This is a genomic window from Sphingobacterium humi (assembly GCF_009768885.1).
GTDB classification, from domain to species: Bacteria; Bacteroidota; Bacteroidia; order Sphingobacteriales; family Sphingobacteriaceae; genus Sphingobacterium; species Sphingobacterium humi.
Genome location: NZ_WSQA01000011.1, coordinates 77398 through 100946, shown reverse-complemented (window position 1 = coordinate 100946; position 23549 = coordinate 77398). Strand labels below are relative to the sequence as shown.

General features: G+C 43.0%; 24 protein-coding genes. 7 read left to right on the top strand and 17 right to left on the bottom strand.

From position 1 onward, the window contains the following. The 6 genes from GQF63_RS14360 to GQF63_RS14335 all read right to left on the bottom strand — a co-directional run bounded on the left by GQF63_RS14360 (position 1) and on the right by GQF63_RS14335 (position 4038). A complete protein-coding gene (locus GQF63_RS14360; protein ID WP_160369937.1) occupies positions 1-756 on the bottom strand; it encodes a hypothetical protein in 756 nt (251 codons plus the stop codon). 66 nt (positions 757-822) lie between these two features. Continuing rightward, positions 823-1656, bottom strand: a complete 834-nt coding sequence (locus GQF63_RS14355) for a glucosaminidase domain-containing protein (RefSeq protein ID WP_212592592.1) — start codon at positions 1654-1656, stop codon at positions 823-825. A gap of 13 nt (positions 1657-1669) precedes the next feature. Continuing rightward, the gene (locus GQF63_RS14350; protein ID WP_160369936.1) at positions 1670-2176 is read right to left on the bottom strand and encodes a glycoside hydrolase family 73 protein; all 507 of its coding nucleotides are present in this window, start codon (positions 2174-2176) and stop codon (positions 1670-1672) included. A gap of 21 nt (positions 2177-2197) precedes the next feature. Continuing rightward, positions 2198-2833: an O-methyltransferase gene (locus tag GQF63_RS14345; protein ID WP_160369935.1), complete on the bottom strand. Its 636-nt coding sequence runs from the start codon at positions 2831-2833 to the stop codon at positions 2198-2200. Between the two features lie 138 nt (positions 2834-2971). Then, positions 2972-3604, bottom strand: a complete 633-nt coding sequence (gene folE, locus GQF63_RS14340) for a GTP cyclohydrolase I FolE (protein WP_160369934.1) — start codon at positions 3602-3604, stop codon at positions 2972-2974. Between the two features lie 20 nt (positions 3605-3624). Continuing rightward, positions 3625-4038: a 6-pyruvoyl trahydropterin synthase family protein gene (locus GQF63_RS14335; RefSeq protein WP_160369933.1), complete on the bottom strand. Its 414-nt coding sequence runs from the start codon at positions 4036-4038 to the stop codon at positions 3625-3627. Between the two features lie 51 nt (positions 4039-4089). Here GQF63_RS14335 and mqnB point away from each other — a divergent pair, with 51 nt between their 5' ends. The 3 genes from mqnB (at position 4090) to GQF63_RS14320 (ending at position 6699) form a co-directional block, all read left to right on the top strand. After that, positions 4090-4716 carry a futalosine hydrolase gene (mqnB, locus tag GQF63_RS14330; protein ID WP_160369932.1) on the top strand — a complete coding sequence of 209 codons (627 nt, stop codon included), beginning with the start codon at positions 4090-4092 and terminating at the stop codon, positions 4714-4716. Between the two features lie 118 nt (positions 4717-4834). Then, positions 4835-5821 (top strand): pyruvate dehydrogenase complex E1 component subunit beta, encoded by a 987-nt coding sequence (locus tag GQF63_RS14325; RefSeq protein WP_160369931.1) that lies wholly within the window; start codon positions 4835-4837, stop codon positions 5819-5821. Between the two features lie 128 nt (positions 5822-5949). Next, entirely contained in the window at positions 5950-6699 is a 750-nt protein-coding gene (locus GQF63_RS14320; RefSeq protein WP_160369930.1) for a DUF6263 family protein, read from the top strand. A gap of 547 nt (positions 6700-7246) precedes the next feature. Here GQF63_RS14320 and gcvH read toward each other — a convergent pair. Beyond that, complete coding sequence (gene gcvH, locus GQF63_RS14315) at positions 7247-7627, bottom strand: glycine cleavage system protein GcvH (protein ID WP_160369929.1); 381 nt, start codon at positions 7625-7627, stop codon at positions 7247-7249. Positions 7628-7702: 75 nt separating this feature from the next. On the opposite strand from gcvH, the gene GQF63_RS14310 reads away from it, so the two are divergent. Further along, entirely contained in the window at positions 7703-8896 is a 1194-nt protein-coding gene (locus GQF63_RS14310; RefSeq protein WP_160369928.1) for an anhydro-N-acetylmuramic acid kinase, read from the top strand. Here the strand turns inward: GQF63_RS14310 and GQF63_RS14305 are convergent. From GQF63_RS14305 to GQF63_RS14260, 10 genes are all read right to left on the bottom strand, one after another. Next, positions 8890-9552, bottom strand: coding sequence for a DUF2461 domain-containing protein (locus GQF63_RS14305; RefSeq protein WP_160369927.1), 663 nt, complete (start codon positions 9550-9552; stop codon positions 8890-8892). The genes GQF63_RS14310 and GQF63_RS14305 overlap by 7 nt on opposite strands. A gap of 6 nt (positions 9553-9558) precedes the next feature. Then, positions 9559-10356 (bottom strand): phosphatidate cytidylyltransferase, encoded by a 798-nt coding sequence (locus GQF63_RS14300; RefSeq protein WP_160369926.1) that lies wholly within the window; start codon positions 10354-10356, stop codon positions 9559-9561. Next, a complete protein-coding gene (locus GQF63_RS14295) occupies positions 10346-10570 on the bottom strand; it encodes a putative signal transducing protein (RefSeq protein WP_160369925.1) in 225 nt (74 codons plus the stop codon). The genes GQF63_RS14300 and GQF63_RS14295 overlap by 11 nt, the downstream gene beginning before the upstream one ends. Continuing rightward, positions 10551-11480: a CPBP family intramembrane glutamic endopeptidase gene (locus GQF63_RS14290; protein ID WP_160369924.1), complete on the bottom strand. Its 930-nt coding sequence runs from the start codon at positions 11478-11480 to the stop codon at positions 10551-10553. Before GQF63_RS14290 ends, GQF63_RS14295 begins: the two co-directional genes overlap by 20 nt. Positions 11481-11491: 11 nt before the next feature. Further along, positions 11492-12205, bottom strand: a complete 714-nt coding sequence (locus GQF63_RS14285; protein WP_160369923.1) for a DsbA family oxidoreductase — start codon at positions 12203-12205, stop codon at positions 11492-11494. Positions 12206-12268: 63 nt separating this feature from the next. Further along, entirely contained in the window at positions 12269-15574 is a 3306-nt protein-coding gene (locus tag GQF63_RS14280) for a S41 family peptidase (RefSeq protein ID WP_160369922.1), read from the bottom strand. Between the two features lie 199 nt (positions 15575-15773). After that, the gene (locus GQF63_RS14275; RefSeq protein ID WP_160369921.1) at positions 15774-16511 is read right to left on the bottom strand and encodes a zinc ribbon domain-containing protein; all 738 of its coding nucleotides are present in this window, start codon (positions 16509-16511) and stop codon (positions 15774-15776) included. Further along, positions 16511-17608: a Nif3-like dinuclear metal center hexameric protein gene (locus GQF63_RS14270; RefSeq protein ID WP_160369920.1), complete on the bottom strand. Its 1098-nt coding sequence runs from the start codon at positions 17606-17608 to the stop codon at positions 16511-16513. The genes GQF63_RS14275 and GQF63_RS14270 overlap by 1 nt, the downstream gene beginning before the upstream one ends. Next, positions 17598-18083, bottom strand: coding sequence for a hypothetical protein (locus GQF63_RS14265; protein WP_160369919.1), 486 nt, complete (start codon positions 18081-18083; stop codon positions 17598-17600). Before GQF63_RS14265 ends, GQF63_RS14270 begins: the two co-directional genes overlap by 11 nt. Positions 18084-18187: 104 nt before the next feature. Continuing rightward, the gene (locus GQF63_RS14260) at positions 18188-18901 is read right to left on the bottom strand and encodes an SAM-dependent methyltransferase (protein WP_160369918.1); all 714 of its coding nucleotides are present in this window, start codon (positions 18899-18901) and stop codon (positions 18188-18190) included. Positions 18902-19132: 231 nt separating this feature from the next. On the opposite strand from GQF63_RS14260, the gene apaG reads away from it, so the two are divergent. The 3 genes from apaG to mnmG all read left to right on the top strand — a co-directional run bounded on the left by apaG (position 19133) and on the right by mnmG (position 23386). Further along, entirely contained in the window at positions 19133-19519 is a 387-nt protein-coding gene (apaG, locus tag GQF63_RS14255) for a Co2+/Mg2+ efflux protein ApaG (RefSeq protein ID WP_160369917.1), read from the top strand. A gap of 97 nt (positions 19520-19616) precedes the next feature. Further along, on the top strand, positions 19617-21461 hold the full coding sequence (locus tag GQF63_RS14250; protein WP_160369916.1) for an ATP-binding cassette domain-containing protein: 1845 nt from the start codon (positions 19617-19619) through the stop codon (positions 21459-21461). Positions 21462-21526: 65 nt separating this feature from the next. Beyond that, on the top strand, positions 21527-23386 hold the full coding sequence (gene mnmG, locus GQF63_RS14245; RefSeq protein WP_160369915.1) for a tRNA uridine-5-carboxymethylaminomethyl(34) synthesis enzyme MnmG: 1860 nt from the start codon (positions 21527-21529) through the stop codon (positions 23384-23386). Positions 23387-23549: the final 163 nt, after the last annotated feature.

The following is a 23549-nucleotide window of genomic DNA, read 5'->3' as shown; positions in this document are numbered from 1 at the left end:
TTATTGATTAACATCTAACTTTATATCGGGTAACTCCCGCAAAGGTCGCAAATTTGGGTGTAGTTTAAAGATTTCGTACTTACTTTTTATGTATTGCACCAGTTGATAGTGGTGCGACTGGGCCACAAATTCGTACGATGGCCTAAACAACTGCATAAACACCTTTAATTCTTCGCCTTCAAGTCCTATCAAATTCCGTACTAAATCTGGCGAAAAGTAAAAATCGACGATATTTTCTTCATGCATGCGCCCAATAAACTTGGTAAAACGGCGTGCGTTCCGTGCTTCCTTACTCACTAAATTATACAGCGCATCGATGCTTACTCCTGCACCCGTTGGGCCAACCGTAAAGTACTCTTGCGGGCCGGACAGTTCAAATGCTTTCTTATAATCCCGCCGAATTTCATTCAGCACATCATCGGGCGAACGACGAGCATACACGTTCACGGTTTCAATTTGCTTTACCGCCGGTTTCAGATTAATAATCAAGGCCTTCTGGCTCGTAAAAGTCAGCGTATCGGCTCTATAGCCCAATTTCTTGAGGGCAATCCGATCTCCGGGTTGCAGGTTTAGCTTAAATTCACCCCGCGCATCATTATACAAGAGTTCGTTATTGTTTAGGTTTTTGATCTGCACTTCTCCCAGGCGCTGCTTACTCTCCAGGTCATATACAATGCCCGACACCCCCTGTTGCCCTTGGCTGGCAAGCGGCAAAAGCAACCATCCCCAAAAGAGTAATACCTTTAGATTCTTCACTAATATAAAACTACATCTTAGATGAATAGGTTGCTAATATTTAACATCTTTTAATAGCCTCTGTAACTATTTTGATACGACAAGCAGCTGTCCAACGGCAAGCGTATCCCCGCTTAGCCCATTGAGCTCTTTTAGCATAGCTACAGTAACTTTATAACGATTGGCAATAGCATATAAGGTATCCGAAGCCTTTACTTCATGGATTAGCATGGCTACGGGCTTTTTAATTTCTTCTGTTTTTACGGCCGGTTCTTCCACGGCTTTCTCTTCAATAATTTCCTCTACCTTCTCGGCTCGCGCAATAACCTCCACAGGACGCTCGGCCACATCATACTGCTGCAGGTTGTAGCGTTCAATTAAATCGATGAGTAATTCCGGATAGCGCGGATTGGTGGCATAACCTGCGGCTTTAAGTCCGCGTGCCCAGCCTTTATAATCGTCTTTTCGAAGCGTGAAAAGACCCTCATAGCGTTTTCGAAGTAAAAATTGAGAGTGATCTTTAAAGGATTGCTCCGGGTTTTCATACACACGGAAACAATCGTTCACATGGTCGTCGGGGCGGTTTACAGACTTTCCGTTCCAGGTGCCACCACATTTAATTCCGAAGTGATTGTTCGCATTCACTGCTAGGTATGAATTGCCATTGCCAGACTCCAGTAGCGCCTGCGCCAATTTGATACTGGCGGGGATGCCATACCTATTCATCTCCTCAATAGCAATGCCCTTATAACGCTCTATATACGACAATCCCGACACGGCAGGCTTATTGCTGACCGTTGGGCGATGGCTTGATCCTGTCTGTCCGGAAGAGGGGTTTTTAAGGACGGTACTGCGTTTCGTTCCACATGAAACAAAAAATATGGCCAATACAATACTGGCCAATAACAATCTCCTTATCATTTCGTCAATGCGATTAATTCAGATTTATCTTCTCGTCGTACTTCTCTAAGTCGTACCTGTCAATTGTAGAAATCACTTTCCGCGACCAATCGCCGGTTTCCGAATAGCCCGAACGAGCGATTCCTTTCACCCAGGCTTTGTAATCATCGGAGCCGTGCTTGTCAAAGAGCGGTTGTGTAGCCTTACGACGTTGTAGAAGCCCTACAAAATCACGATAAGAATCTAACACCGAACCATAGCCCTTATAAGCCGAGCGGATTTTCTTACTGTTGTTCTTTCCTTTTATCCCGAAGTGGTTGTTCAAGTACCGCGCGATACGGCTGTTGCCGTAGGCACTTTCATGAATGGCGACCGCTAAAATAACGGATGCCGGCACTCCTGTTTCGCGCATAAGGCGTTGCGCAGCGTTGCTGTGCTTCTCAATATACGTCTTTGTGGTGTAGTCTTGCGCTTGCAAGCTAAAAGCTGTAATTACGGTAAGTATACATACCATAAAAATCTTTCTACAATGTTTTAGCATAAAACCTGTTTTAGTTTGACACTACTTTTTGCGTAGCACAAAAAGCCCATCACGTATCGGGAGGATTAATTTCTCTACCCGAGGGTCACTCGCCAGTGTTTGATTTAATTCTATGACTTGTTTTGTCTGACTATCGGGCTTCTCATCAAAAACCTTGCCTTTCCATAAGACATTGTCTACTAAGATGAGACCTCCTGGTCGAACACGGTCAATAAGTTCCTGATAATAATAGAGATTCCTTTTCTTGTCAGCATCTATAAAAACCAGGTCAAACTGACCTTCAATGGTTGGAATAACCTCCGCAGCGTCGCCAATATGGTAAACAATCTGCTGGGCAAACTCCGATTCATCAAAATATCCCTGAACGCGTTCTTCTTGCTCTTCATTGATATCGATGGTATGTAAAACCCCGTTTGTTTCCAGGCCTTCTGCCAAGCTTAAGGTAGCATAACCTGTAAAGGTTCCGATTTCAAGCGCCAATTGCGGACGAAGCAGTTTACTTAACATGGAAAGTACCCTTCCCTGATAATGCCCCGACAACATATGTGGCATGGTCTCGCGTAGATACGTCTCCCGATTGACCCTTTTTAACAACGCATTTTCCTCGTCGGTAGTATTCTCCAAATAGGAATTTAAACGCTCTACATCTTCAAACATACTGCGCAAAGATAAACATTCAGAGTTTATATCACAATGATATTTATCACAAACGCTTGTTACACAACACATTAAGAAGTAACAAGCAAATAAAAAACCCGCTTTTTAGGCGGGTTTTCAATCTCTTTACATTCGAAACTAATCCAAAGAAGCGGTAATTAAGCGCAAAAATTCCGAGCGGGTCACATCATTTTGAAAAGCACCGGTAAAAGCTGAAGTAGTAGTTACAGAATTTTGTTTCTGCACCCCACGCATCGCCATACACATATGCTTACACTCGATCACCACCGCAACACCAGCGGGCTTTAAAGTTTCCTGAATACAGTCGCGAATTTCATTGGTCAAGCGTTCTTGCACTTGCAAACGGCGTGCAAAAATATCCACTACACGCGGAATCTTGCTTAAGCCAACAATATGGCCATTGGGGATATAGGCAATATGGGCCTTCCCGAAGAAGGGCAACATGTGGTGTTCACACATCGAATACACTTCAATGTCTTTTACCACCACCATTTGGCTATATTCCTCTTCAAACATGGCGCTACGCAAAACCGCAGCCGCATCAATATCATAACCGTGCGTTAAGAATTGCAAGGCCTTGGCCACACGCTCAGGGGTTTTAATTAGCCCTTCCCGATTCGGGTCCTCGCCAATTGCGTCTAAAATATCTGTATAGTGCGCCGCAATGCGCTCCACTTGTTTACCATTGTATTGGTCTATCTTGATGTAGCCGTCTTGTTCGGCATGGTCAAAATCATGCATATTATTCATTTTATACGAGCCTTGTAGGGTTATTCGCCGAAGTATTCGACATAATTGTTTTCGGTTTCATGCAAGCGAATCGCATGCAAGATGACATTCTCCTGTTCAAAGAACGGTTTTAAGATGTTGAAGATCTCGATTGCAATGACTTCGGTAGAGGCCATTTTGTCTTTCATAAAATCCACATCAAGGTTTACGTTCTTATGATCCAGCTTATCAACAACCTCCGTCAATATAATTTCTTTCATGCGTTTGAGGTCAATCAGAAAGCCGGTTTCGGGATTAACATGTCCTTTCACGGTCACAAACAAATCATAGTTATGGCCATGCCAATTCGGATTCGAACAATTCCCAAAAATGCGTTCATTTTCCTCGAGAGACCAATCTTCACGATACAGCTTGTGGGCAGCATTAAATCGTTCGCGTCGTGTAATATAAATCATAGTACAAAGATAAATGAAATAAATGTAAATTAGCACCTATCCTTATTCCATATGAAAATTCTTATCGTTGCAGCAACAGCCCCAGAAATCGCAGAATCTATCTCATTTTTAGAAGAAAAGGGAATTGATTACCTGATTACAGGGGTAGGCATGGTGGCCACGGCATTTGCCTTGGGCCAACGTCTGGCGCAGCAACCCTACGACCTCTTGCTGAATGTGGGTATTGCCGGAACTTTCGATCAGCAGGAATCCTTAGGCCGTTTGTTTCGGATCGAAGAAGATCAGCTCTTTCAACTGGGTGCCGAAAACGAACAGGCTTTTATCTCCATTGAAGAACTGGGCTTTGGCGAGTCTCGCTTTTTCGCCCATTACAAAGGTCTACCTTTACCGGCAACTTACCTCAATTTGCCCGCTACCTCAGCGATCACAGTAAACAAGGTTCACGGATGCGCCGCACATATCGCCCAAGTTAGCAGCCAATTAGCACCCGGAAGTTTGGAAAGCATGGAGGGCGCGGCCTTCTTTTATGCCGCAAAACAAGCTCAAATGCCCGCAATTCAAGTTCGCGCCATTTCAAACTATATTGAAAGCCGCAATACCGCACATTGGAATATCCCCAAAGCACTGCTTAACCTAAACCAATGGTTGCAAGAGTTTTGCCGCCAACAAGCGTCATAATTTTGTGATTATTTACCCGCTAGGGCCGTGCTCGCTACAAAATAGTGCTTACACCCTACCTAATATTAAGAAATTATAGTATTTTTGCGTATCTAAAAAAGACACTATTCCTATACTGATGAGAGAAATACAATTCAGAGAAGCACTTCGTGAAGCAATGAACGAAGAAATGCGCAAAGATGAGACAATTTTTTTAATGGGCGAGGAAGTCGCTGAATATAACGGTGCATACAAAGTAAGCCAAGGCATGCTTGACGAATTTGGAGCCAAACGCGTTATCGATACACCTATTGCAGAGCTTGGTTTTGCAGGGATTGGTGTAGGTGCAGCGATGAACGGATTAAAGCCTATCGTTGAGTTCATGACCTTCAACTTCTCTTTAGTTGCAATCGATCAAGTTATCAATGCTGCAGCAAAGATTCACCAAATGAGTGGTGGTCAGTTCAGCGTGCCTATTGTTTTCCGCGGTCCTACAGGAAATGCCGGACAATTAGGTGCACAACACTCGCAAAACTTTGAAAATTGGTTCGCCAATACGCCTGGTCTTAAAGTGGTGGTTCCTTCCAACCCTTACGATGCGAAAGGTTTATTGAAGTCTTGTATCATCGATCCAGATCCGGTTATTTTCATGGAATCTGAGGTGATGTATGGCGATAAAGGACCAGTGCCTGAAGAAGAATACTACTTACCTATCGGTAAAGCAAATATTGTAAAAGAAGGATCGGACGTGACGATCGTTTCTTTCGGTAAAATGGTGCCACGTGTGGTTATCCCTGCCGTTGAAGAATTAGCAAAAGAAGGAATCCAAGCAGAATTGATCGACTTACGTTCCGTACGCCCTATTGATTTCCCTGCAATTATCGAATCGGTGAAGAAAACAAACCGCTTGGTTATTGTTGAAGAAGCATGGCCTCTAGCGTCCATCTCTTCAGAAATCACCTTCCATGTACAAAAACATGCCTTCGATTATTTAGATGCACCGGTTATACGTGTTACATCTGCTGATGTGCCTTTGGGTTATGCTCCTACCTTGGTAGAAGCATCTTTACCTAGCATCGCGAAAGTAGTGAAAGCCGTAAAAGAAGTATCTTACGTTAAAAAGTAAGAACAAACGCTATAAAAATTGAAAGCCTTCGAAAATTCGAGGGCTTTTTTTATGGGAAATAATTTGTATTTTCGACAAAATCACGGGCTAAACCATCAATAAAATGGATCCCTTAGAAATCCTTATTTATGAAAAAGATCTTATTAATCTTCGTACTCTCCGCAGCCGCACTTTCCAGTAAAGCACAACAGGTAAATTTCAAAATCAATGTCCCTTTAAATAGCGCGTACCAATCTGTAACGACTATGAAAACCGACCTTGATGGCGCGCAAAGTATGATTATGGATATGGTGGTTAAAAACACCCTAACCAACACCAAACAAGAAGGCGGTAACTTTACGTTCCAGTCGATAACAAACGCTGTAAAGGTGGATATGGACGCGGGTATGATGACCATGAGCTACGACTCAGAGAATCCTTCGGACGATGAAATGTCTAAAATGCTTGCCGGCGAGATGGATAAGTTAATCGGTAAAAAGATCACGATGAACATGAGCGCAAAAGGAGAACTGTTGAATTTTCAACAGGAAAACGAGGAGGATGGCCCTTCCAGCAACCCTTTTGAAAACATGGGAATCACGGCCAGCTACCCTGACAAGGCGGTAAACCCGGGTGAAACCTGGGAATCTCAAGTAGAAAACGCGGGCATGCTCGTGAAGATGCTGAACAAATATGTAGGAAAAACAGCAGATGGCTATGTAATTGAGTCTAAAGGCGAAGTGCTTTCTGAAACCAGTGAAAAATTAGGTGATTATTTAGCAAATTATACCTTAGACGAGAAAACCCACTTTACCAAAACCGCTACGATTAAAATGGATATGTCTATTCAAGGGCAAAAGGTTCTATCAGAGGTAGCCGTGACAAATACCCCAAAATAAGCCATTAAAAATATTTCATAAACGATTAGAATCCGCGTCTATTGATGCGGATTTTTTTGTGGGTATACGTTGGTAGGAGAAAGCTTTTGCTATGGCTTTTTCTTGGAGCTATTTACTTGCTTTTTAGATTCCTTTCACAGCCTATTGCTAAGGGGATTGATACGGGTGAGAAAGGGGTGAGAAAGGGAGGAGAAAAGAGAAAGGTGGGGTAGTGAAAATGGAGAGGAAGGAATGTCATCGTGAGCGGAGTCGAACCATTGGTACGTCAGTGCAATCAATCATATATATCACACTTATTATTAGCTCTTTACAGAAAAGTTTTGTTGGAAAATATTGCACAAAGCGCATTATAACGTACTACCAGTACTGACGTACCAGTCGTTCAACTCCGCTCACGATGACAGCACGATGACAAACTGATCAAAAAGCGATGAAAAAACGTTATCACCCCCTCTCCCAATACAACAAAAGCCCGATAAAATATCGGGCTTTTGTCTGCCATGCTATGGACTTTCTTATCTCAGCGTATTATTGCCGTTTTAACAGCTTACGCGTTTACTTCAGATTGGTATTGCTCTGCAGATAATAAAGCATCTACGTCTGCAGGGTTGTTTAATTTTACACGGATAATCCAACCTTCACCATAAGGGTCAGTGTTTACTAATTCCGGGGATGCATCGATAGCATCGTTTACTTCCAATACGGTCGCTGTCACAGGGAGAAACAAATCAGATACCGTTTTTACAGCTTCAATTGTTCCGAATACTTCGTTTGCAGCCACTTCTTCACCTACTGTATTGATGTCTACAAATACAATATCGCCTAACTCGCGTTGTGCGAAGTCTGTAATACCGATAACTGCTTCATCACCCTCTACACGAATCCATTCGTGATCTTTGGTGTATTTTAATTCAGAAGGAAAATTCATGTTTTTTTCGTTTTTCTATTTCCCCAAAAATAGGATTAAGAAAGGAGATTACAAATTTAAATGTATTTTTATACGATGAACAAGAGTATCGCCAAACTGGCTAAAATTGGCCAAAAGGAAGAAAGATTAATTCTAGGTTTAATGTCGGGCACTTCACTCGACGGTTTGGATGTGGCCTTATGCCGAATTACCGGTGCTGGTACCCAAAGTCAGTTGGAGCTGCTTCAATTTGATACCCTAGACTATCATGATGCTTTTCGGGATGGTATTCGACAAGTTTTTGCCAAAAGAACCATCGATCAGCAAAGCCTTAGTGGCCTGAATGCCTATGTGGGCAGTTACCATGCCGAGCTTATCCTGCAGGCCTTCGCTAAGTGGAACCTGCAAACCGAAGACATCGACCTGATTGCTTCGCATGGCCAAACGGTATTCCATGCGCCACAGTCCCTCACTCATGATAGTTCCTACCCGAACAGTACTTTACAGATTGGCGATGGCGACCATATCGCCGTGAAAACAGGCATTATCTGTGTGAGCGATTTCCGTCAAAAACATATTGCTGCCGGCGGTGAGGGTGCTCCCCTAGCGGCATATGGCGATTACCTGCTCTTTAGTTCAGCGCAAGAAAACCGCTTTCTCCTAAATATTGGTGGAATATCCAATTTCACCTTTCTGCCTCAATTGGGTACTTCCGCGAAAGCCTATGCTACCGATTTAGGCCCCGGCAATACCTTGATGAACCAATTGATGCATCGTGAGTATCAACAAGAAATGGATCGCAATGCCGAAGTAGCACTTGCGGGGCAGATCCATCAAGAATTGTTAGCCACCTTAATGGCGCATCCGTTTTTTGCTTTGGGCTTTCCCAAAACCACCGGCCCCGAGTTGTTTAACCTAGACTATGTGGCACAATGCCAAGCGGCATCCCAAAGCACAAACCTCACTGTGCCCGACTTGATGGCTACCTTAAACCGTTTTTCTGCGGAAACCATTAGAGCAGGAATTCAACGCGCAAGCGTAGGATTAGCCAATAAGAAGATTTATGTGAGTGGCGGCGGCTTGCACAACCCTATGCTATACCGTCAATTGCAGGAGGCATTTCCCGGCGAAGTGGAATCCTTTCAGGTGTTGAACTTGAATCCCGATGCGAAAGAAGCCTGCTTATTTGCCATACTGGCCAATGAAACACTTGCGGGCGATCCGAGCCATGTGACCCAAATTAAAGATTCGCCTGCTGTATGTATGGGGAAAATAAGCCTTCCCTATTGATCTAGGGCCATATGGATAAACTGCTTAAAGGGGATCATGCTTTCATAAGCTGCGATAACCCGATCTAAGGCTTTCGGACTTTCCATTTCCTTGCGGCTTAGGTTTTTCTGTAGAATAAAGCTGCGATGCTTTAAAAGGTCTATATGTTCATGATCGGCCCCATAGCCTGCTGGTGGACGACTCAACTTATCTTCTTGCGATAGATTTTCAGCCTTCCAGCCGCCCTTTTCTAGGGCTTTGAACAACTCGGCCGAGCTGTAGTCGATCTCTTGCCTGATGGCTTCTAAATGCTGTTTCTCTGGTCGCCAATAGCCAACAGCTAAAAAGGTGCCTTCCGGTTCGATATGAATGTAATATTCGGGTCCGGCAAGCTTACGCCCATCAACGGAAATACCCGCAGCAAACCAGGATTTATAGGGGTCTTTATTTTTAGAGAAACGAACATCACGGTAGATGCGAAACAGGCATTTTTTAGCTTGAATCTCTTCGTTGATATGTGGGTCGACCTCCGATAAGCGTTTAATGATGCCTTCAATAAACTGGAGCACATCGTTCAAAGCCGCCTCATAGGCTGGTTTATTGGCTTGAAACCATTCTCTATTGTTATTTTCTTTCAGCTGGGCTAAAAAATCAAAGGTAGCTGGAGCAATGTTCATTTCCGATTAGATTAAAGTAAGTGCTAAGAATACCAAGGGTGCCGCAATCAGGAGTCCGTCGAAGCGATCTAGGAAACCGCCATGGCCGGGAAGAATCTGTCCGGAATCTTTAATGCCTAAGTTGCGTTTTAGCATAGATTCCACCAAATCGCCCAAGGTACCGAATACCCCGATAATCAGGGCTACCGTCGCCCATTGCCATTTCGGCAAAGATCCAAAATACTGTTCCAAATTAAGGGCGATTAATACCGCAAGGGCAATGCCACCGATAAATCCTTCCCAGGTTTTGTTAGGGCTTATTCGTTCGAATAATTTATGTTTCCCGAAGGCACGGCCGGCCAAGTATGCTCCTGTATCGTTAGACCATAAGATGATCAGAAAGCCTAAGGGAATATAAGGATTAAAGGTTCCTTGAATAAAGCCCAGGCCTACAAAGAATAAAAAAGGCACACAGGCATAGAAAATTCCAAGATAGGTATAAGCAATATCGTGAAAGGGCTTTGGGCGTTTTAAATAAAGGGAAGCAATAGCAATGAAGGATAAGAGCGGCAAAACAAGCCACAGGTATTTATTGGCAAGGTATCCCAATTGATTTGCGCCGACCAGGCCGGCTAATACCGCGCTGCTCAGCAAGCCCAAAACCAATAGTGGCTGAACCTCTTCGCTTTTACAGATTAGGAAAAACTCTCTGGCGGCCAATACGCCTAATAAGCCAAAGAAGGCCGCAAAAACCGTTGCGTTCAACAAGGTGGCCAGCACCAGTACAATAACAAAAAATAAACCGGTAATTGCTCTAGTCTTCATGCGTTATTTCTTCATCATTGAAACTATCCATTAAGGCCGTGGCCTCCAACACATGTTCGTTATCGACATATAGTTCGATTACACCAAAATGATAGGATGAATCTTGTTTATTAAGCAATACTGCTGGAATATTGTTTTCAACGAGCATCTGTTTAATAATTTCTCCCTGCAGGGCATTGGTAAAAACCTTTATTTTAGTCCAGTTCGGATTCATAGGAATGATTTACAGCTAATGATTTTTTATAGAAATAATAACCAATAAGCAAGGCTAGAATAAAGCTGCTTAGGTAAATAATAGGCGAATAGGCTTCTGTGCGTTGCAGGTCTTCGAAGGTTTTGCCTTGCGCATGGAAAATAAAGGCCATAATGGTTACGGTGGCATTATTGACGAAGTGGGCAAACACAGGAACCCATATGTTCTTGGTCCACACGAAGGCATAACCAAAGACTAAGCCTAAGATCATGCGGGGGAAGAAGCCAAAGAACTGTACGTGGATGGCCGAAAAGATAATCGCGGTGAGCCAGATAGCGGCATGCTGATTATTGAATAGCCGAAAGCAAATGTTCTGTAGGGCGCCACGAAAGAAAAACTCCTCTACAATGGCTGGAATAACAGCCATTACCAATAGGTTGGTCATGAGATTTCCGAAACCATCGGTCATCACCAGGCTTTTTGTCAAGTTGCCCATGGCATCCTCTTGGGTTCTCATCCAAGTTTCTACCCCTTCCATAGAGCCGGGTAGCTTCATATCCATGTTCCACAGGCTAATCAGCTCCATGAGTGGACTGAAGGCCATTAAAAACAAAAAGCTGAGCCCTAGGAAAGCGGTTAAACCCGCCTTTCGTTGCGGGAAATATTGGTATTGAAAGCGCTCGATACGTTGTAATAGCAGGGCAGGGAACAAAAATGTCCCTAAACTGCTTCCCCCCAATAACAGATAGAGCATTGGTCTATTGTTTTCGGCAAGCAAAATAGGCGATGCCAAGCTTGCCAAATCAAGCTTCCCAGTAATCAGGGTAAAGGCCAAGATCAGAATAAGCTGGGAGGCAATGGCTCCAAAAAATGTAAGCCCCAATAAAGTAATTAGGGATAACCAAGGTGAATGTGGTTTGCTTTCGTGCATAGGGGCTAGGGTTAAATCGAGCAGCCATCAGGGCCACAGCTGGCACCTCCATCCTGTTCGTTCAAATGCTGGATGCTTGGGTTTTTACTTTTCCACTCGCCAAAGCTTTTCTCCAATACCTCTACAAAAGCGGCCGTTGGCTGCGCGCCAGAAACGGCATATTTGCGATCGAACAAGAAAAATGGAACCCCCCGGATACCGATTTGACGGGCTTCCTGCAGGTCTTGCTTCACTTCGTAAGCATAGCGTTCATCGCTAAGGGCTTCACGGGCTTGGCTGGCATCAAAACCTACAGAAACAGCAAGGTCAACCAGGGTATCTACATCCTCTATATTTTTGCCTTCTACAAAATGTGCTTCAAAAAGATGCTCTTTCATGGCCGTACCTTTTCCTTGCGTTGCTGCAAAGTGAATTAAGCAATGCGCTAGGAAGGTGTTGGCCGGAATATTCGTTTGGAAATCGATGGTTAGGCCGACATGTTTGGCCATTTCTACAACATGGGCGGTCATTTCATGCACCTGTGCTTCCGGCATGCCTTTAGACTTTCTCAGCATGGAAAATACAGTCTCCCCGGGAATAAAATGGTATTCTGGGTTTAGCTGATAACTTTTATACTGAACTTCTATCTCGTTAGCAAAGTCTACCGAGCGCAATGCGCTTTCAAAATGATGCTTCCCGATATAACAAAAGGGACACATGATGTCGGACCAAATTTCTATAAGCATCTTCAAAAATAAGGTTTTCGCCCCATTAAAAGAAAAGCCCCAACAATTGTCGGGGCCTTTTTGTTAATTTACACGGACAGGGTCTGCCGGCTTTTTCAATTCTTGGTATGGATAGGTTTTCATTTCCTCCAGTAAAAGCTGTACGGTACGCTCTAACTGTGGATCCTTTCCTTGCAATAAGTTTTTTGGTGTTTGCTCGACAAAGATGTCTGGTGCTACCCCTTCGTTTTCGATGATGTAGTTTCCTTTTAAATCGAAAACCCCAAAGTTTGGCGCGGTAACTCCACCCCCATCGATCAACGGTGGGTAACCGGAAATACCAACCAAAATACCCATGGTGGTGCGGCCAACCAACTTGCCTAGGTTCTTGAAACGGAACATATAAGGCATCATATCGCCTCCGGAGCCTGCATTTTCATTAATAATCATGGCTTTAGGGCCGAAGATTCCGTTTCCTGGTGTGGTAAAGCTTTTGCCATCGCGTATTCCCCAACCCGCAATAAGCTCGCGAGATAATAGATCGATCACATAATCGGCTACCGAACCACCACCATTATTACGTTCGTCTAATAACAGGGCTTTCTTGTCCATTTGCGAGAAGTAATAACGGTTAAAAGAGGTATACCCCTCACGACCGGTATTCGGCATATAGACATAGGCAATTTGCCCGTTACTCAAGGCGTCTACTTTCTTGCGATTCCGCTCTACCCATTCCTGACGACGTAGTCCTATTTCATCGCTGAATGCAATCGGGCGAACAATGACATCACGGGCGCCTGAAAGGCTTGGTTTATCATTTACTTTTAGGTAGATCTGCTTGTCTACGGTATAATCAAACAAGCTGTAGATATCCATATCTGCCGTCAGCTCTTTCCCATTCACAGCCAGGATATACATGCCTTCACGAATATTTAAGCATGGTTCGGCTAATGGCGCTTTGAAGGATGGGTTCCAGTCTAAACGGTTATAGATTTTCTTGATCTTATAGCGGTTGTTTTCGATGGCATAATCTGCCCCCAATACACCGGTAGAAACCGACGGTGCTGAAGGTTCATCACCCGGAGTAATGTAGCTATGACCAACAACCAACTCGCCCATCATTTCATTAAGTAAATAACCTAAGTCAGAACGGTGATTGACATAAGGCAGGAACTTCTCGTATTTCGCACGAACGGCATCCCAATCTGCACCATGCATGTTCTCTACATAGAAAAACTCCTTCTGCATGGCCCATACTTCGTTGAAGATCTGATTCCACTCAGCAGCAGGATCAACCTGTAGCTTGATATTATCGGTTTTCAGCTTACCGGAGTCGCCTGCAGGCTTCTGACCGGCATTTACAATATAAAAGCCTTGGCGATTGCCGTAGAGCATTTGCTTGCCATCTGCAGATATACCGAAGCCGGAAGCATTCTCAACCAGCGTCTTTTCTTCTAATTTATTGAGATCTAAGGCGTAGATATTTCCATCGCGCATGTAGATCAGCATGTTTTCTACATGGCCATTGAAGGCATAAGCTCCGGAACGAATCGGCAAAGCTACGATACGGTTATTCAGGTTTTCGTAGTCAACCTTTACCAGTTTCACGGCTTCTTTCGGTTTTTCGGCAGCTTTATCTTTATCGGAAGAATCCTTTTTGCTATCCTTTTTCTTGGCTGTTGCTTTGTCTTTGTCCTTTGCAGGCTCTTCTTTCGCTGGAGCCTCTGTTTTTACCGTCTCTTCATCACTTTCGTTTTTGAAGATGGAAGGCGTTTCGCTGGACAAAATAAAGGCATAACTGTTAAATTCCGGACGACGATCATAAGCGGTCATATGCAATCCGGAGTTCGTAAGGCCAATATTCGTGCTGGCATTGAATACCAGGTATTTGCCATCGCGCGTAAAGACAGGCTGGCTAACTGCACTCATCCCATCGGTAATCTGTTGCGATTGCTTGGTATCTAGGTTATAGATAAATACCGCATTAACCCCATTCGGAAGTACCTTGTTATAGGCAATCATCTTGGAATCGAAGGACCAGTTTGGCTGGAAAGGATTGTATGATCTTCCCGTATGCGAGCCTTGGTAATCATCGGCCACCTTGGTAATCTGCTTGGAAGCAATATCAATATAGTACAAGTTTAAATGCGCATCGTTAAAGAAGAGCTTCTTGCTATCTGGCGACCATACAGGCTGAAAATAGAAGTTGGAATCGCCTAGTTTAAGATAGGTAGGTTGATCCATCGCTTTCTGATCACGCAAAACCAACTCATAGCGTCCGTTTTTATCAGATAAATAGGATATCCATTTACCATCCGGCGACCAAGCTGGGAATCGCTCATGAGAACCAGGCGCATTGGAAATATTGCGGGCATCCCCTTTCTCCTTCGGCACGGAGAAGATTTCTCCACGCGACTCAAATAAAGCCCGCTGTCCGGTTGGGGAAATATTCCAACCACGCACCGACGACATCATCTCTACATAGCGAGGACGCTTGTAAACAGCATCTGCATTCAAATGAATGGCAATAGCTTGCTGGTTGTTTGTGTTGGTGTTCAATAAATGGATTTTCCCGGCTTGCTCGAAGACTAACTCCTGGCCACGGCCCTGTAAAGTACGGACATCGTAATCTGTGAAGTTGGTTAACTTGCTTACCTTTTTGGTTTTTACATCATAACTGAAGACATTGACAATCTTATCGCGGTCGGATAGGAAGTATACCTTATCGCCTAACCATAATGGCTTCACGTCATTACAACGCTCACCAGGTACAACCTGGATGTCTTGGGTCTTGGTGTCAAAGATCCAAATGGACGGCATACCGCCCCCTCTATAGCGCTTAAAAGCAACGTTTTCACGATCGGTAGGATCGGTGTTTTTAATATAAGCCCAATAGCGTCCATCAGCAGATGGTGAGCCCTGGGTTGCTTCCGGCATCATAAGCGGCTTATCTAAAGCGCCGTTCAATTTAGCGCGGTATAGGCGTGATCCTAAGGAATAATCGAATTCCCGCACGGTCGAAAAATACAATTCATCATTCGATAACCAGCCACGAATCATCTCGGAAGCCGGGTGATTGGTAACTCTTTTGGGCTCGCCACCATGAATGGATACAACATACACATCGGTATTCCCGTCGTAATTACCACTGAATGCAATCAAGGAACCATCCGGTGAAAAAATAGGATTCCGCTCGACAGCAGGATTAACCGTCAGGCGGCGCGGATGCTGTCCGTTTTTGTCGGCAATCCAGATGTCTCCGCCGTAGGCGAAGGTAACATGCTGATCGGAAATGCTGGGGTGTCTGAGGAGGAGGGTTTCTCCTGTGGTTTGAGCAAAACTAACATTTGTCGCTGCTAGGGCGAGAACGGTTAATAAATGTTTTAGCATATAATCAAGAGCTGTTTATAATAATTGTGTATAAATAGTCCTCGAAGATAAATTAATTTTCTGGCTCTATCTATATGTCTAAATAGTTTTACAATTCTCTGCTAATCTTGCTAATATTTGCTAAAAGAGCAGCATTTCTTGCTAAAACCACATAAAAAAAGCCAGACTAGGTCTGGCTCTTCAATATGGTTAAAGAAGCTTATGCTTCCTCATTTGCGATTTCTTCATCCACAAGGATACGTCCGCAGTGCTCACAAATAATGATTTTCTTGCGCTGACGGATTTCCGATTGTAATTGAGGTGGAATCTTGTTGTGACATCCGGAACAGCTATCACGTTCGATAGAAACGACAGCTAAACCGTTGCGGAAAGATCTGCGAAGCTTGTTTGTCACTTTTAACAAACGATCTTCGATGTTCTTTTCTGCCTCTTCTACACCCTTCATTAATTGATCCTCTTCTTTTTGAGTCTCAGAAGTGATGTTTTCAAGCTCTTCTTTCTTACCGTTTAATTCTGCTTTGCTGAAATCAACATTCTTCAAGGTCGCTTCGTACGATTCTGTTTTGTTCTTGATTTCAAACTCAGCTTCACGGATGCGTTTTTCACATACCTGAATCTCTAGGCCTTGAATTTCAATTTCTTTAGAAATAGCGTCGTATTCACGGTTGTTCTTAACCTCGTTTAATTGAGCTTCGTATTTTTTGATGGCGGTTTGCGAATCCTTGATCATGTTCTTACGCTTCACAATAGAATCCTCCAATTCGTCCAATTCATTACGAATCTTCTCAATACGTGTATCAAGACCTGCGATCTCATCCTCAAGGTCTGCTACCTCAATAGGTAACTCGCCACGCACCTGGCGAATTTTATCGATTTGGGTTTGGATCGATTGCCAAGCCCATAATGCTTTTAGTTTTTGTTCTACGGTTTGTTCCATTAACTGTAGTAATTTATAGGATTTGTGTCTATCTCCGTCAATAGGACAGCAAAGTTAGCAAATTTTTTCTGAATTATATCTAATAATAATTCTTGGGTAAATTGTTCACTTTCAAAATGTCCGATATCTGCAATGATGATTTTCCCTTCGGCATCGAAAAACTCATGATACTTGTAATCGGCAGTAATAAAAATATCAGCGCCCGAGCGAATCGCATCGCTTAATAGAAAGCCTCCTGCCCCGCCACATACCGCCACTCTACTGATAGGTTTATCCAAAGATTTGGTGTGACGAATAACTTTTAGCTTGAATTTATCTTTTAATAAGGCGTAAAATGCAGATGCTTCCATTGGTTCTGGAAGATTGCCAATAGCACCCGAACCTACATAGGAATGGGTATTATCTAAGGTAATAATATGATAGGCAACCTCCTCATACGGATGAGAAGCAAACATCGCCACGAGTATCTGCCGCTCCAATTGACTTGGATAAATCAATTCTATCTTCGTTTCTTCAACACGCTCTTGCGCTCCTACAGATCCAATGCTTGGATTTGCACCTTCTAAGGGACGGAAAGTTCCGTATCCTGCAGTGTTATAGCTGCATTGATCGTAATCGCCGATATGCCCTGCTCCAGCGTCAAATAGGGCAGCACGTACTTCATCAACATGCGTGCGTGGCACATAAACCACTAATTTCTTCAGCAAACCTTGTTTAGGACGTAAGATGGCTTGGTTTTCTAAACCCAAGGTATCGGCCATTTTAGAACTCACACCGCCTTCAATATTATCAAGATTGGTATGAATGGCATACAAGGCGATATTGTTCTTAATAGCTTTGATGACTGTTCGCTCTACGTAATTCTTTCCGTTCAGCTTTTTTAAACCTGAAAATACAATGGGGTGATGCGAAATAATTAGATTACAGCCTTTTTGAATGGCATCTTCTACCACTTCTTCGGTACAATCCAAGGATATTAAGGCTTTGCTGACTTCCTGATTCGGATCGCCAACCAATAAGCCTGAATTATCATAACTCTCCTGGTAATTTAAGGGTGCAAGCCCCTCCAAAAACTGGGTAATATCTTTAATTTTCATTGTTTGCATGCTTATTTAACTGTTCTTCCCGCCATTTATTGTGTTCCAATAGTAACACCCGATACTGATTAACCTTATACCAATAGGAAATAAAATAGATAATACTAACGATCATCCCTAGCATTTTCCAAAACAAAGGAAATGGAAAACTATAAATCAGGAAAGACCAGGCGTAAGTCATCCCTGCGCCTAAGGCCGGGTTATTCTCTACGGGAATCTTCCGATCGAAAAACTCATTGTTCAAGGAATAGGAAAGTCGGCGGGCCACTTCAAAGTTCCAGTAGATATTAAATAATGGAACCGCCAGAAACCAAACCTGATTGGGTAATATTGCTTGGTTTTCCTTGGAAATTAATTTGAGGGTATTCCTCACGGTCATGGCAAATAGAATCCATACCGCAAGGACAAGGATTAAAAAAAAGATACTGAGGCGTTGTATTTCCGCCGCAAGTTCAGGTGAGAGGACTTCGGGCATGTAATCTTATTCTGCTTTACAATATAATCATAAATCCTTTTCAGGAAATCTACTTCACTCAAAGGTACAATTCTCAAAGCAAATCGTCAGCTTTAGTTTGCACCCTAGCCTGCATATAGTAAAAAGATACAAGGTTTCTTGTGCAGGTCTACCGTTTCCGATCGCCACTTTTCAATAGTCTGCGTTCGGATGTACTCATCCGGAGCTGTCAGATTACAAGCGATACACAATCTAGTTTGCGGCTTGCAACTCTTCAGTAATTCCGAAAGCAATTGATTGTTACGAAAGGGCGTTTCTATAAATAGCTGGGTTCTTTTTTCACGCTGGCTTTCCTGTTCCAGGTCTTTTATTTTCTTGCTTCTAGCCCCTTTGTCGATGGGTAAATAGCCGATAAAGCTAAAATTCTGACCACTAAATCCGGAAGCCATTAAGGCTAAGAGTATGGAACTCGGGCCTATCAAAGGCACTACTTTAATTCCTCGTTTGTGGGCCTCGAATACAACCTCTGCTCCAGGATCAGCAACGCCAGGACAACCGGCTTCAGACATTAAGCCGATATCCTCCCCACGCAATGCCCCCGCTAATAACTCTTGATAGTTCACTTTATCGCGTACATGCTTTCCATAGTCATGAATCCGAAGCTCTTGTTGTGGCGTTTTCAAGCCCGCAGCCTTTAGGAACTTCCGTGCGGTCTTTTCATTCTCTACGATATATTCCTTAATATGATCAATCAACTCCAATTGAAAAGGCGTATAAGAAACGTGTTCTGCCCCCTCCGCAAGAGGAACCGGAATTAAATAAAGCGTACCTTTCGTCATGTTACAAACCTACTTATTTCTTCCTGTAAAATGCGTGTTTTCTTGAAATAATAGCCTTTTGGAAACTAGGTATTCGGGTTTGCTGGCCACCCTAAAAATAGCCCTTTTTTTATTCATAGAAGCCTTATTTACCAATGCTTTATGTAATATTATTGTCTAAAAAGCTTTCTCCTTTCAAACCTTTAACAGTTTCTATTTGTCTAATTATACAGAATTAATATATTTGGCTTAATGACTACACAAACGACATCAGGCGTAAAAATATCGGTCGAATCGATTTATCAATCCGAATATTCTAATCCGGAGAATCAGCACTTTATGTTTGCTTATCGGATTACGATCGAGAACCAAAGCGAATATACTGTTCAGCTGATGCGTAGACATTGGAATATCATGGATTCTATTGGCAGCAATAAGCAGGTGGATGGCGAAGGTGTGGTTGGTGAGCAGCCTATCTTAGAGCCAGGTGAAGTACATCAGTATGTATCGGGCTGTAACCTAAAAAGCGAGATGGGCTTTATGGAGGGCTATTATGAGATGCTGCGACAGTTTGATAACTCCACATTCCATGTCCATATCCCCCGCTTCAATCTGATTGCCAGTTACCGATTAAATTAAGCTTTAGTCAATCTTCTGTATACTTTTCATTTTAAACTAAGTAGTACTAACAAATATTTAATAATTTTGTGCTTGGATAATTACGTCAAATTAACAGGTGAGTATACTAAGCACAGAACAGGTTAGTCATTCCTTCAATGACAAGTGGCTATTTACCGATCTACATTTTGCGCTTCAAAAAGGAGATCGTGTAGCCTTGGTCGGGATCAACGGAACAGGGAAATCTACCCTCTTAAAAATCCTCGCAGAGATCATCATTCCGAATAAAGGTCGGGTAGTTAAAGAAAAAGGGCTTCGCATTGGATACCTTCATCAAGACCCTGACTTTTCAGATTTAAAAACCATCAACGATTTCATCTTCAGTGCTGAAAACGAACAACAGCAGTTGATTAAAGAATATGAGGAATTAATTGATAATCAAGATGTTACCTCTAAAAAGTTTACCGAAATAACCGATAAACTGACGGCATTGAATGCCTGGGAATATGAAAATAACATCAAGACCATCTTGAGTAGGTTTCAGATTACCAACTTTAATCAGCGTATCGATTCTTTAAGTGGCGGTCAGAAAAAACGCCTTGCTTTAGCGAAGCTTTTGATAGATGAACCGGATATCTATATCCTGGATGAGCCGACCAACCACTTGGATATTGAAACCATTGAATGGTTAGAAAAGCTGCTGACTACCGGTAATAAAACCGTGTTGCTAGTCTCCCACGATCGTTACTTCTTAGACAATATCTGTACAGAAATACGAGAATTAGATCAAGGATCGGTGTACCTCTATAAAGGCAATTACGCTTACTTCTTGGAAAAGAAAGCCGAGCGTGAGGCGAATGAAATCTTAGCGGCAGACAAGGCCAGAAACCTATGGCGCAAGGAACTGGATTGGATGCGTCGGCAGCCACAGGCCCGAGGTACCAAAGCCAAAGCAAGAATAGAATCTTTCTATGACCTGGAAGAAAAATCCAAAGGACCTAGAAAGAAAGATCAGGTTGAGTTAAGTGTCAAGGTATCGCGGCAGGGTAACAAGATTCTGGAACTAGAGAATGTTGGCTATTCCGTTCCTGATAAAACCATCATTAAGGATTTCAGCTACACCTTTAAAAAGGGAGACCGTATTGGTTTAGCCGGAAAAAATGGATCAGGAAAAACGACCTTCCTTAACCTTATTACCGGAGCCATCTCCCCTACCCATGGTGAACTCTCCGTGGGAGAAACGACTAAGTATGGATATTACAAACAGGAAGGGTTAAATGCCAAACCTGAAGAAAGAGTATTGGATGTGGTAAAGAATGTAGCCGACTTCATCGAGATGAAAGGAGGTGAAGTTATTACTGCCTCGCAGCTCTTAACGAAGTTTCTCTTTCCGCCAGAAAAACAATTCGGCTTAGTAAGTAAGTTAAGTGGTGGCGAGCGGAAGCGACTACAGCTTATGCGCGTCTTGATGGCCAACCCCAACTTCCTTATTCTGGATGAACCTTCCAATGATTTGGATATCGACACCTTAAATGTCTTGGAAGATTTCCTAGAACAATATCCTGGAATTCTCGTTTTAGTTTCACACGATAGGTACCTCCTAGATAAGTTAACAGAACAACTATTCATCTTCCCGGGTGAAGGTGAGGTGGTGATCTATAATGGTAATTATGCAGACTATAAATTAGAGCAAGAAGAGCTAAATAAGAAACCAGAGAAAAAAGTAGAGAAGGCAAAGCCTGTAGAAAAAAAGCAAAAGCTAAGTTATAAGGAACAACGCGAATTTGAAAATTTAGAAACTGAGATTGCCTCCTTAGAAAATAGCATAGCCGAGAAAACTGAAGCACTTTCTACGACAAACGATCATATCGAATTGCAGAAGATCGCCGAAGAAATAGAAAATGAAAAGCTAGCGTTAGATCAGAAAACAGAACGTTGGTTAACCCTAGCAGAATTTATATAACGTTTCACGTGAAACAGGAAGGCTCCAGGAGGCCCATAGTTCCACGTGAAACACATTAAAATTATATGTTTAAAAAATACAATGTAATTGTCGTTGGAGCCGGACACGCCGGATGTGAGGCAGCAGCAGCGGCAGCAAACTTAGGCTCATCTGTCCTACTCATCACCATGAACATGGGTGTGATTGCACAGATGAGTTGCAACCCGGCCATCGGTGGTGTAGCCAAAGGACAGATCGTTCGGGAGATAGATGCCATGGGTGGATACACCGGAATCATCGCCGACAAATCGACCATACAATTCCGCATGCTCAACCTTTCCAAAGGCCCAGCCATGTGGAGCCCGAGAACACAAAACGACCGCATGCGCTTCGCCGAAGAATGGAGATGGCAATTGGAATCCATCCCCAATTTAGATATATGGCAAGATACCGTCAAGGAAGTCATCGTAGAAAATGGTCGCGCAAGAGGAGTCATCACTTCTATGGGTATCCGTATTGAAGCAGATGCCGTAGTTTTAACCAATGGTACCTTCTTAAATGGAGTGATCCATGTGGGCGAGAAAAAGTTTGGTGGAGGCCGCACCGGAGAAAAGGCGGCAACCGGATTAACAGAGCAACTCGTATCCCTAGGCTTCGAATCAGGCCGCATGAAAACCGGTACTCCCCCACGCGTAGATGGAAGAAGTTTAAATTACGCCCTAATGGAAGAGCAATGGGGCGATGCTAATCCAGGACGCTTCTCCTATACCAAAGTAGACATGCCGACAGAACAACGCTGCTGTTGGATTACCTATACCAATGCAGCGGTTCACGAAGTTTTAAAAACAGGCTTCGAGAAATCACCCATGTTTACCGGTAGAATTAAAGGCCTAGGTCCTCGCTATTGTCCATCCATTGAAGATAAAATAAACCGCTTTGCAGAACGCGAGCGCCATCAGATATTTGTTGAACCAGAAGGATTCCGTACGGTAGAAATATATGTCAATGGTTTCTCTACTTCTTTACCAGAGGATGTTCAATTAAAAGCATTACAATTAATACCAGGATTTGAAAATGCAAAAATGTATAGACCGGGATATGCTATCGAATACGATTACTTCCCTCCTATGCAATTGGATTTAACCCTCGAAACCCTATCGGTAAAACACCTCTTTTTTGCTGGACAGATTAATGGTACCACCGGATATGAAGAAGCCGCAGCACAAGGATTTGTTGCCGGCATAAATGCGCACCAACGCATTAACGATTTGCACGAGTTAATACTAAAACGTTCCGAGTCTTATATCGGTGTATTGATCGACGACTTAGTAACCAAAGGAACGGAAGAACCTTATCGTATGTTCACCTCCCGTGCGGAACACCGTTTGCTCTTAAGACAAGATAATGCCGACATCCGTCTAACACCAATCGCCCATAAATTAGGATTGGTATCCGATGAACGTTTGCAAATTGTAGAAGACAAAATCAAAAACTCCGATCAGCTGGTCGAGTATATGCGTAATACATCAATCGCAGCGGAAGCCATGAATCCTGTATTGGAAGAAAAAGGCTCCTCCCCTATTTCACAAAAATCGAGACTCTTCAATATTCTTAGCAGACCTCAAATCGAATTAGCCGATTTAAGTAAAGCCGATGCAAACATTGCTACTTACTTTAATCAGTACGATGCTGAAACTTTAGAGCAGGCAGAGATCAAAGTAAAATACGATAGCTACTTTGAGAAGGAAATGGAGATAGTTAACAAAATGAAAAAAATGGAAGACAAAGAAATTAATCCTGACTTTGATTATAATTCCCTAACTTCCCTTTCCATTGAAGCCAGACAAAAGTTACTAAAGGTAAAACCAAGAACATTAGGTCAGGCATCGCGTATTTCAGGAGTATCACCTGCGGATATCAGTGTTTTAATGGTACATATGATTTAAACATCTGATAATCAGTATATTAATACAATAATTCAAAAACTCATTTAGAAGCGATATAACAACATAAATTAAATTTTATGATAACAGACTCCAAAAAAGATAAAAACGCAGTACAACGCTTAATAATAGGCTTAAAAACAAAATGGCCTCTTTTAATGCTTTT

Coding starts and splice junctions, on each gene's coding strand:
- GQF63_RS14285 (WP_160369923.1), bottom strand. CDS start 12,205: ATGCTTATAGAAATTTGGTCCGACATCATGTGTCCCTTTTGTTATATC.
- gcvH (WP_160369929.1), bottom strand. CDS start 7,627: ATGAATTTTCCTTCTGAATTAAAATACACCAAAGATCACGAATGGATT.
- GQF63_RS14275 (WP_160369921.1), bottom strand. CDS start 16,511: ATGGAACAAACCGTAGAACAAAAACTAAAAGCATTATGGGCTTGGCAA.
- GQF63_RS14300 (WP_160369926.1), bottom strand. CDS start 10,356: ATGAAGACTAGAGCAATTACCGGTTTATTTTTTGTTATTGTACTGGTG.
- GQF63_RS14335 (WP_160369933.1), bottom strand. CDS start 4,038: ATGATTTATATTACACGACGCGAACGATTTAATGCTGCCCACAAGCTG.
- GQF63_RS14270 (WP_160369920.1), bottom strand. CDS start 17,608: ATGAAAATTAAAGATATTACCCAGTTTTTGGAGGGGCTTGCACCCTTA.
- apaG (WP_160369917.1), top strand. CDS start 19,133: ATGACTACACAAACGACATCAGGCGTAAAAATATCGGTCGAATCGATT.
- mnmG (WP_160369915.1), top strand. CDS start 21,527: ATGTTTAAAAAATACAATGTAATTGTCGTTGGAGCCGGACACGCCGGA.
- GQF63_RS14260 (WP_160369918.1), bottom strand. CDS start 18,901: ATGACGAAAGGTACGCTTTATTTAATTCCGGTTCCTCTTGCGGAGGGG.
- GQF63_RS14265 (WP_160369919.1), bottom strand. CDS start 18,083: ATGCCCGAAGTCCTCTCACCTGAACTTGCGGCGGAAATACAACGCCTC.
- GQF63_RS14290 (WP_160369924.1), bottom strand. CDS start 11,480: ATGCACGAAAGCAAACCACATTCACCTTGGTTATCCCTAATTACTTTA.
- GQF63_RS14310 (WP_160369928.1), top strand. CDS start 7,703: ATGAACAAGAGTATCGCCAAACTGGCTAAAATTGGCCAAAAGGAAGAA.
- GQF63_RS14305 (WP_160369927.1), bottom strand. CDS start 9,552: ATGAACATTGCTCCAGCTACCTTTGATTTTTTAGCCCAGCTGAAAGAA.
- GQF63_RS14320 (WP_160369930.1), top strand. CDS start 5,950: ATGAAAAAGATCTTATTAATCTTCGTACTCTCCGCAGCCGCACTTTCC.
- mqnB (WP_160369932.1), top strand. CDS start 4,090: ATGAAAATTCTTATCGTTGCAGCAACAGCCCCAGAAATCGCAGAATCT.
- GQF63_RS14350 (WP_160369936.1), bottom strand. CDS start 2,176: ATGCTAAAACATTGTAGAAAGATTTTTATGGTATGTATACTTACCGTA.
- GQF63_RS14325 (WP_160369931.1), top strand. CDS start 4,835: ATGAGAGAAATACAATTCAGAGAAGCACTTCGTGAAGCAATGAACGAA.
- GQF63_RS14355 (WP_212592592.1), bottom strand. CDS start 1,656: ATGATAAGGAGATTGTTATTGGCCAGTATTGTATTGGCCATATTTTTT.
- folE (WP_160369934.1), bottom strand. CDS start 3,604: ATGAATAATATGCATGATTTTGACCATGCCGAACAAGACGGCTACATC.
- GQF63_RS14345 (WP_160369935.1), bottom strand. CDS start 2,833: ATGTTTGAAGATGTAGAGCGTTTAAATTCCTATTTGGAGAATACTACC.
- GQF63_RS14280 (WP_160369922.1), bottom strand. CDS start 15,574: ATGCTAAAACATTTATTAACCGTTCTCGCCCTAGCAGCGACAAATGTT.
- GQF63_RS14295 (WP_160369925.1), bottom strand. CDS start 10,570: ATGAATCCGAACTGGACTAAAATAAAGGTTTTTACCAATGCCCTGCAG.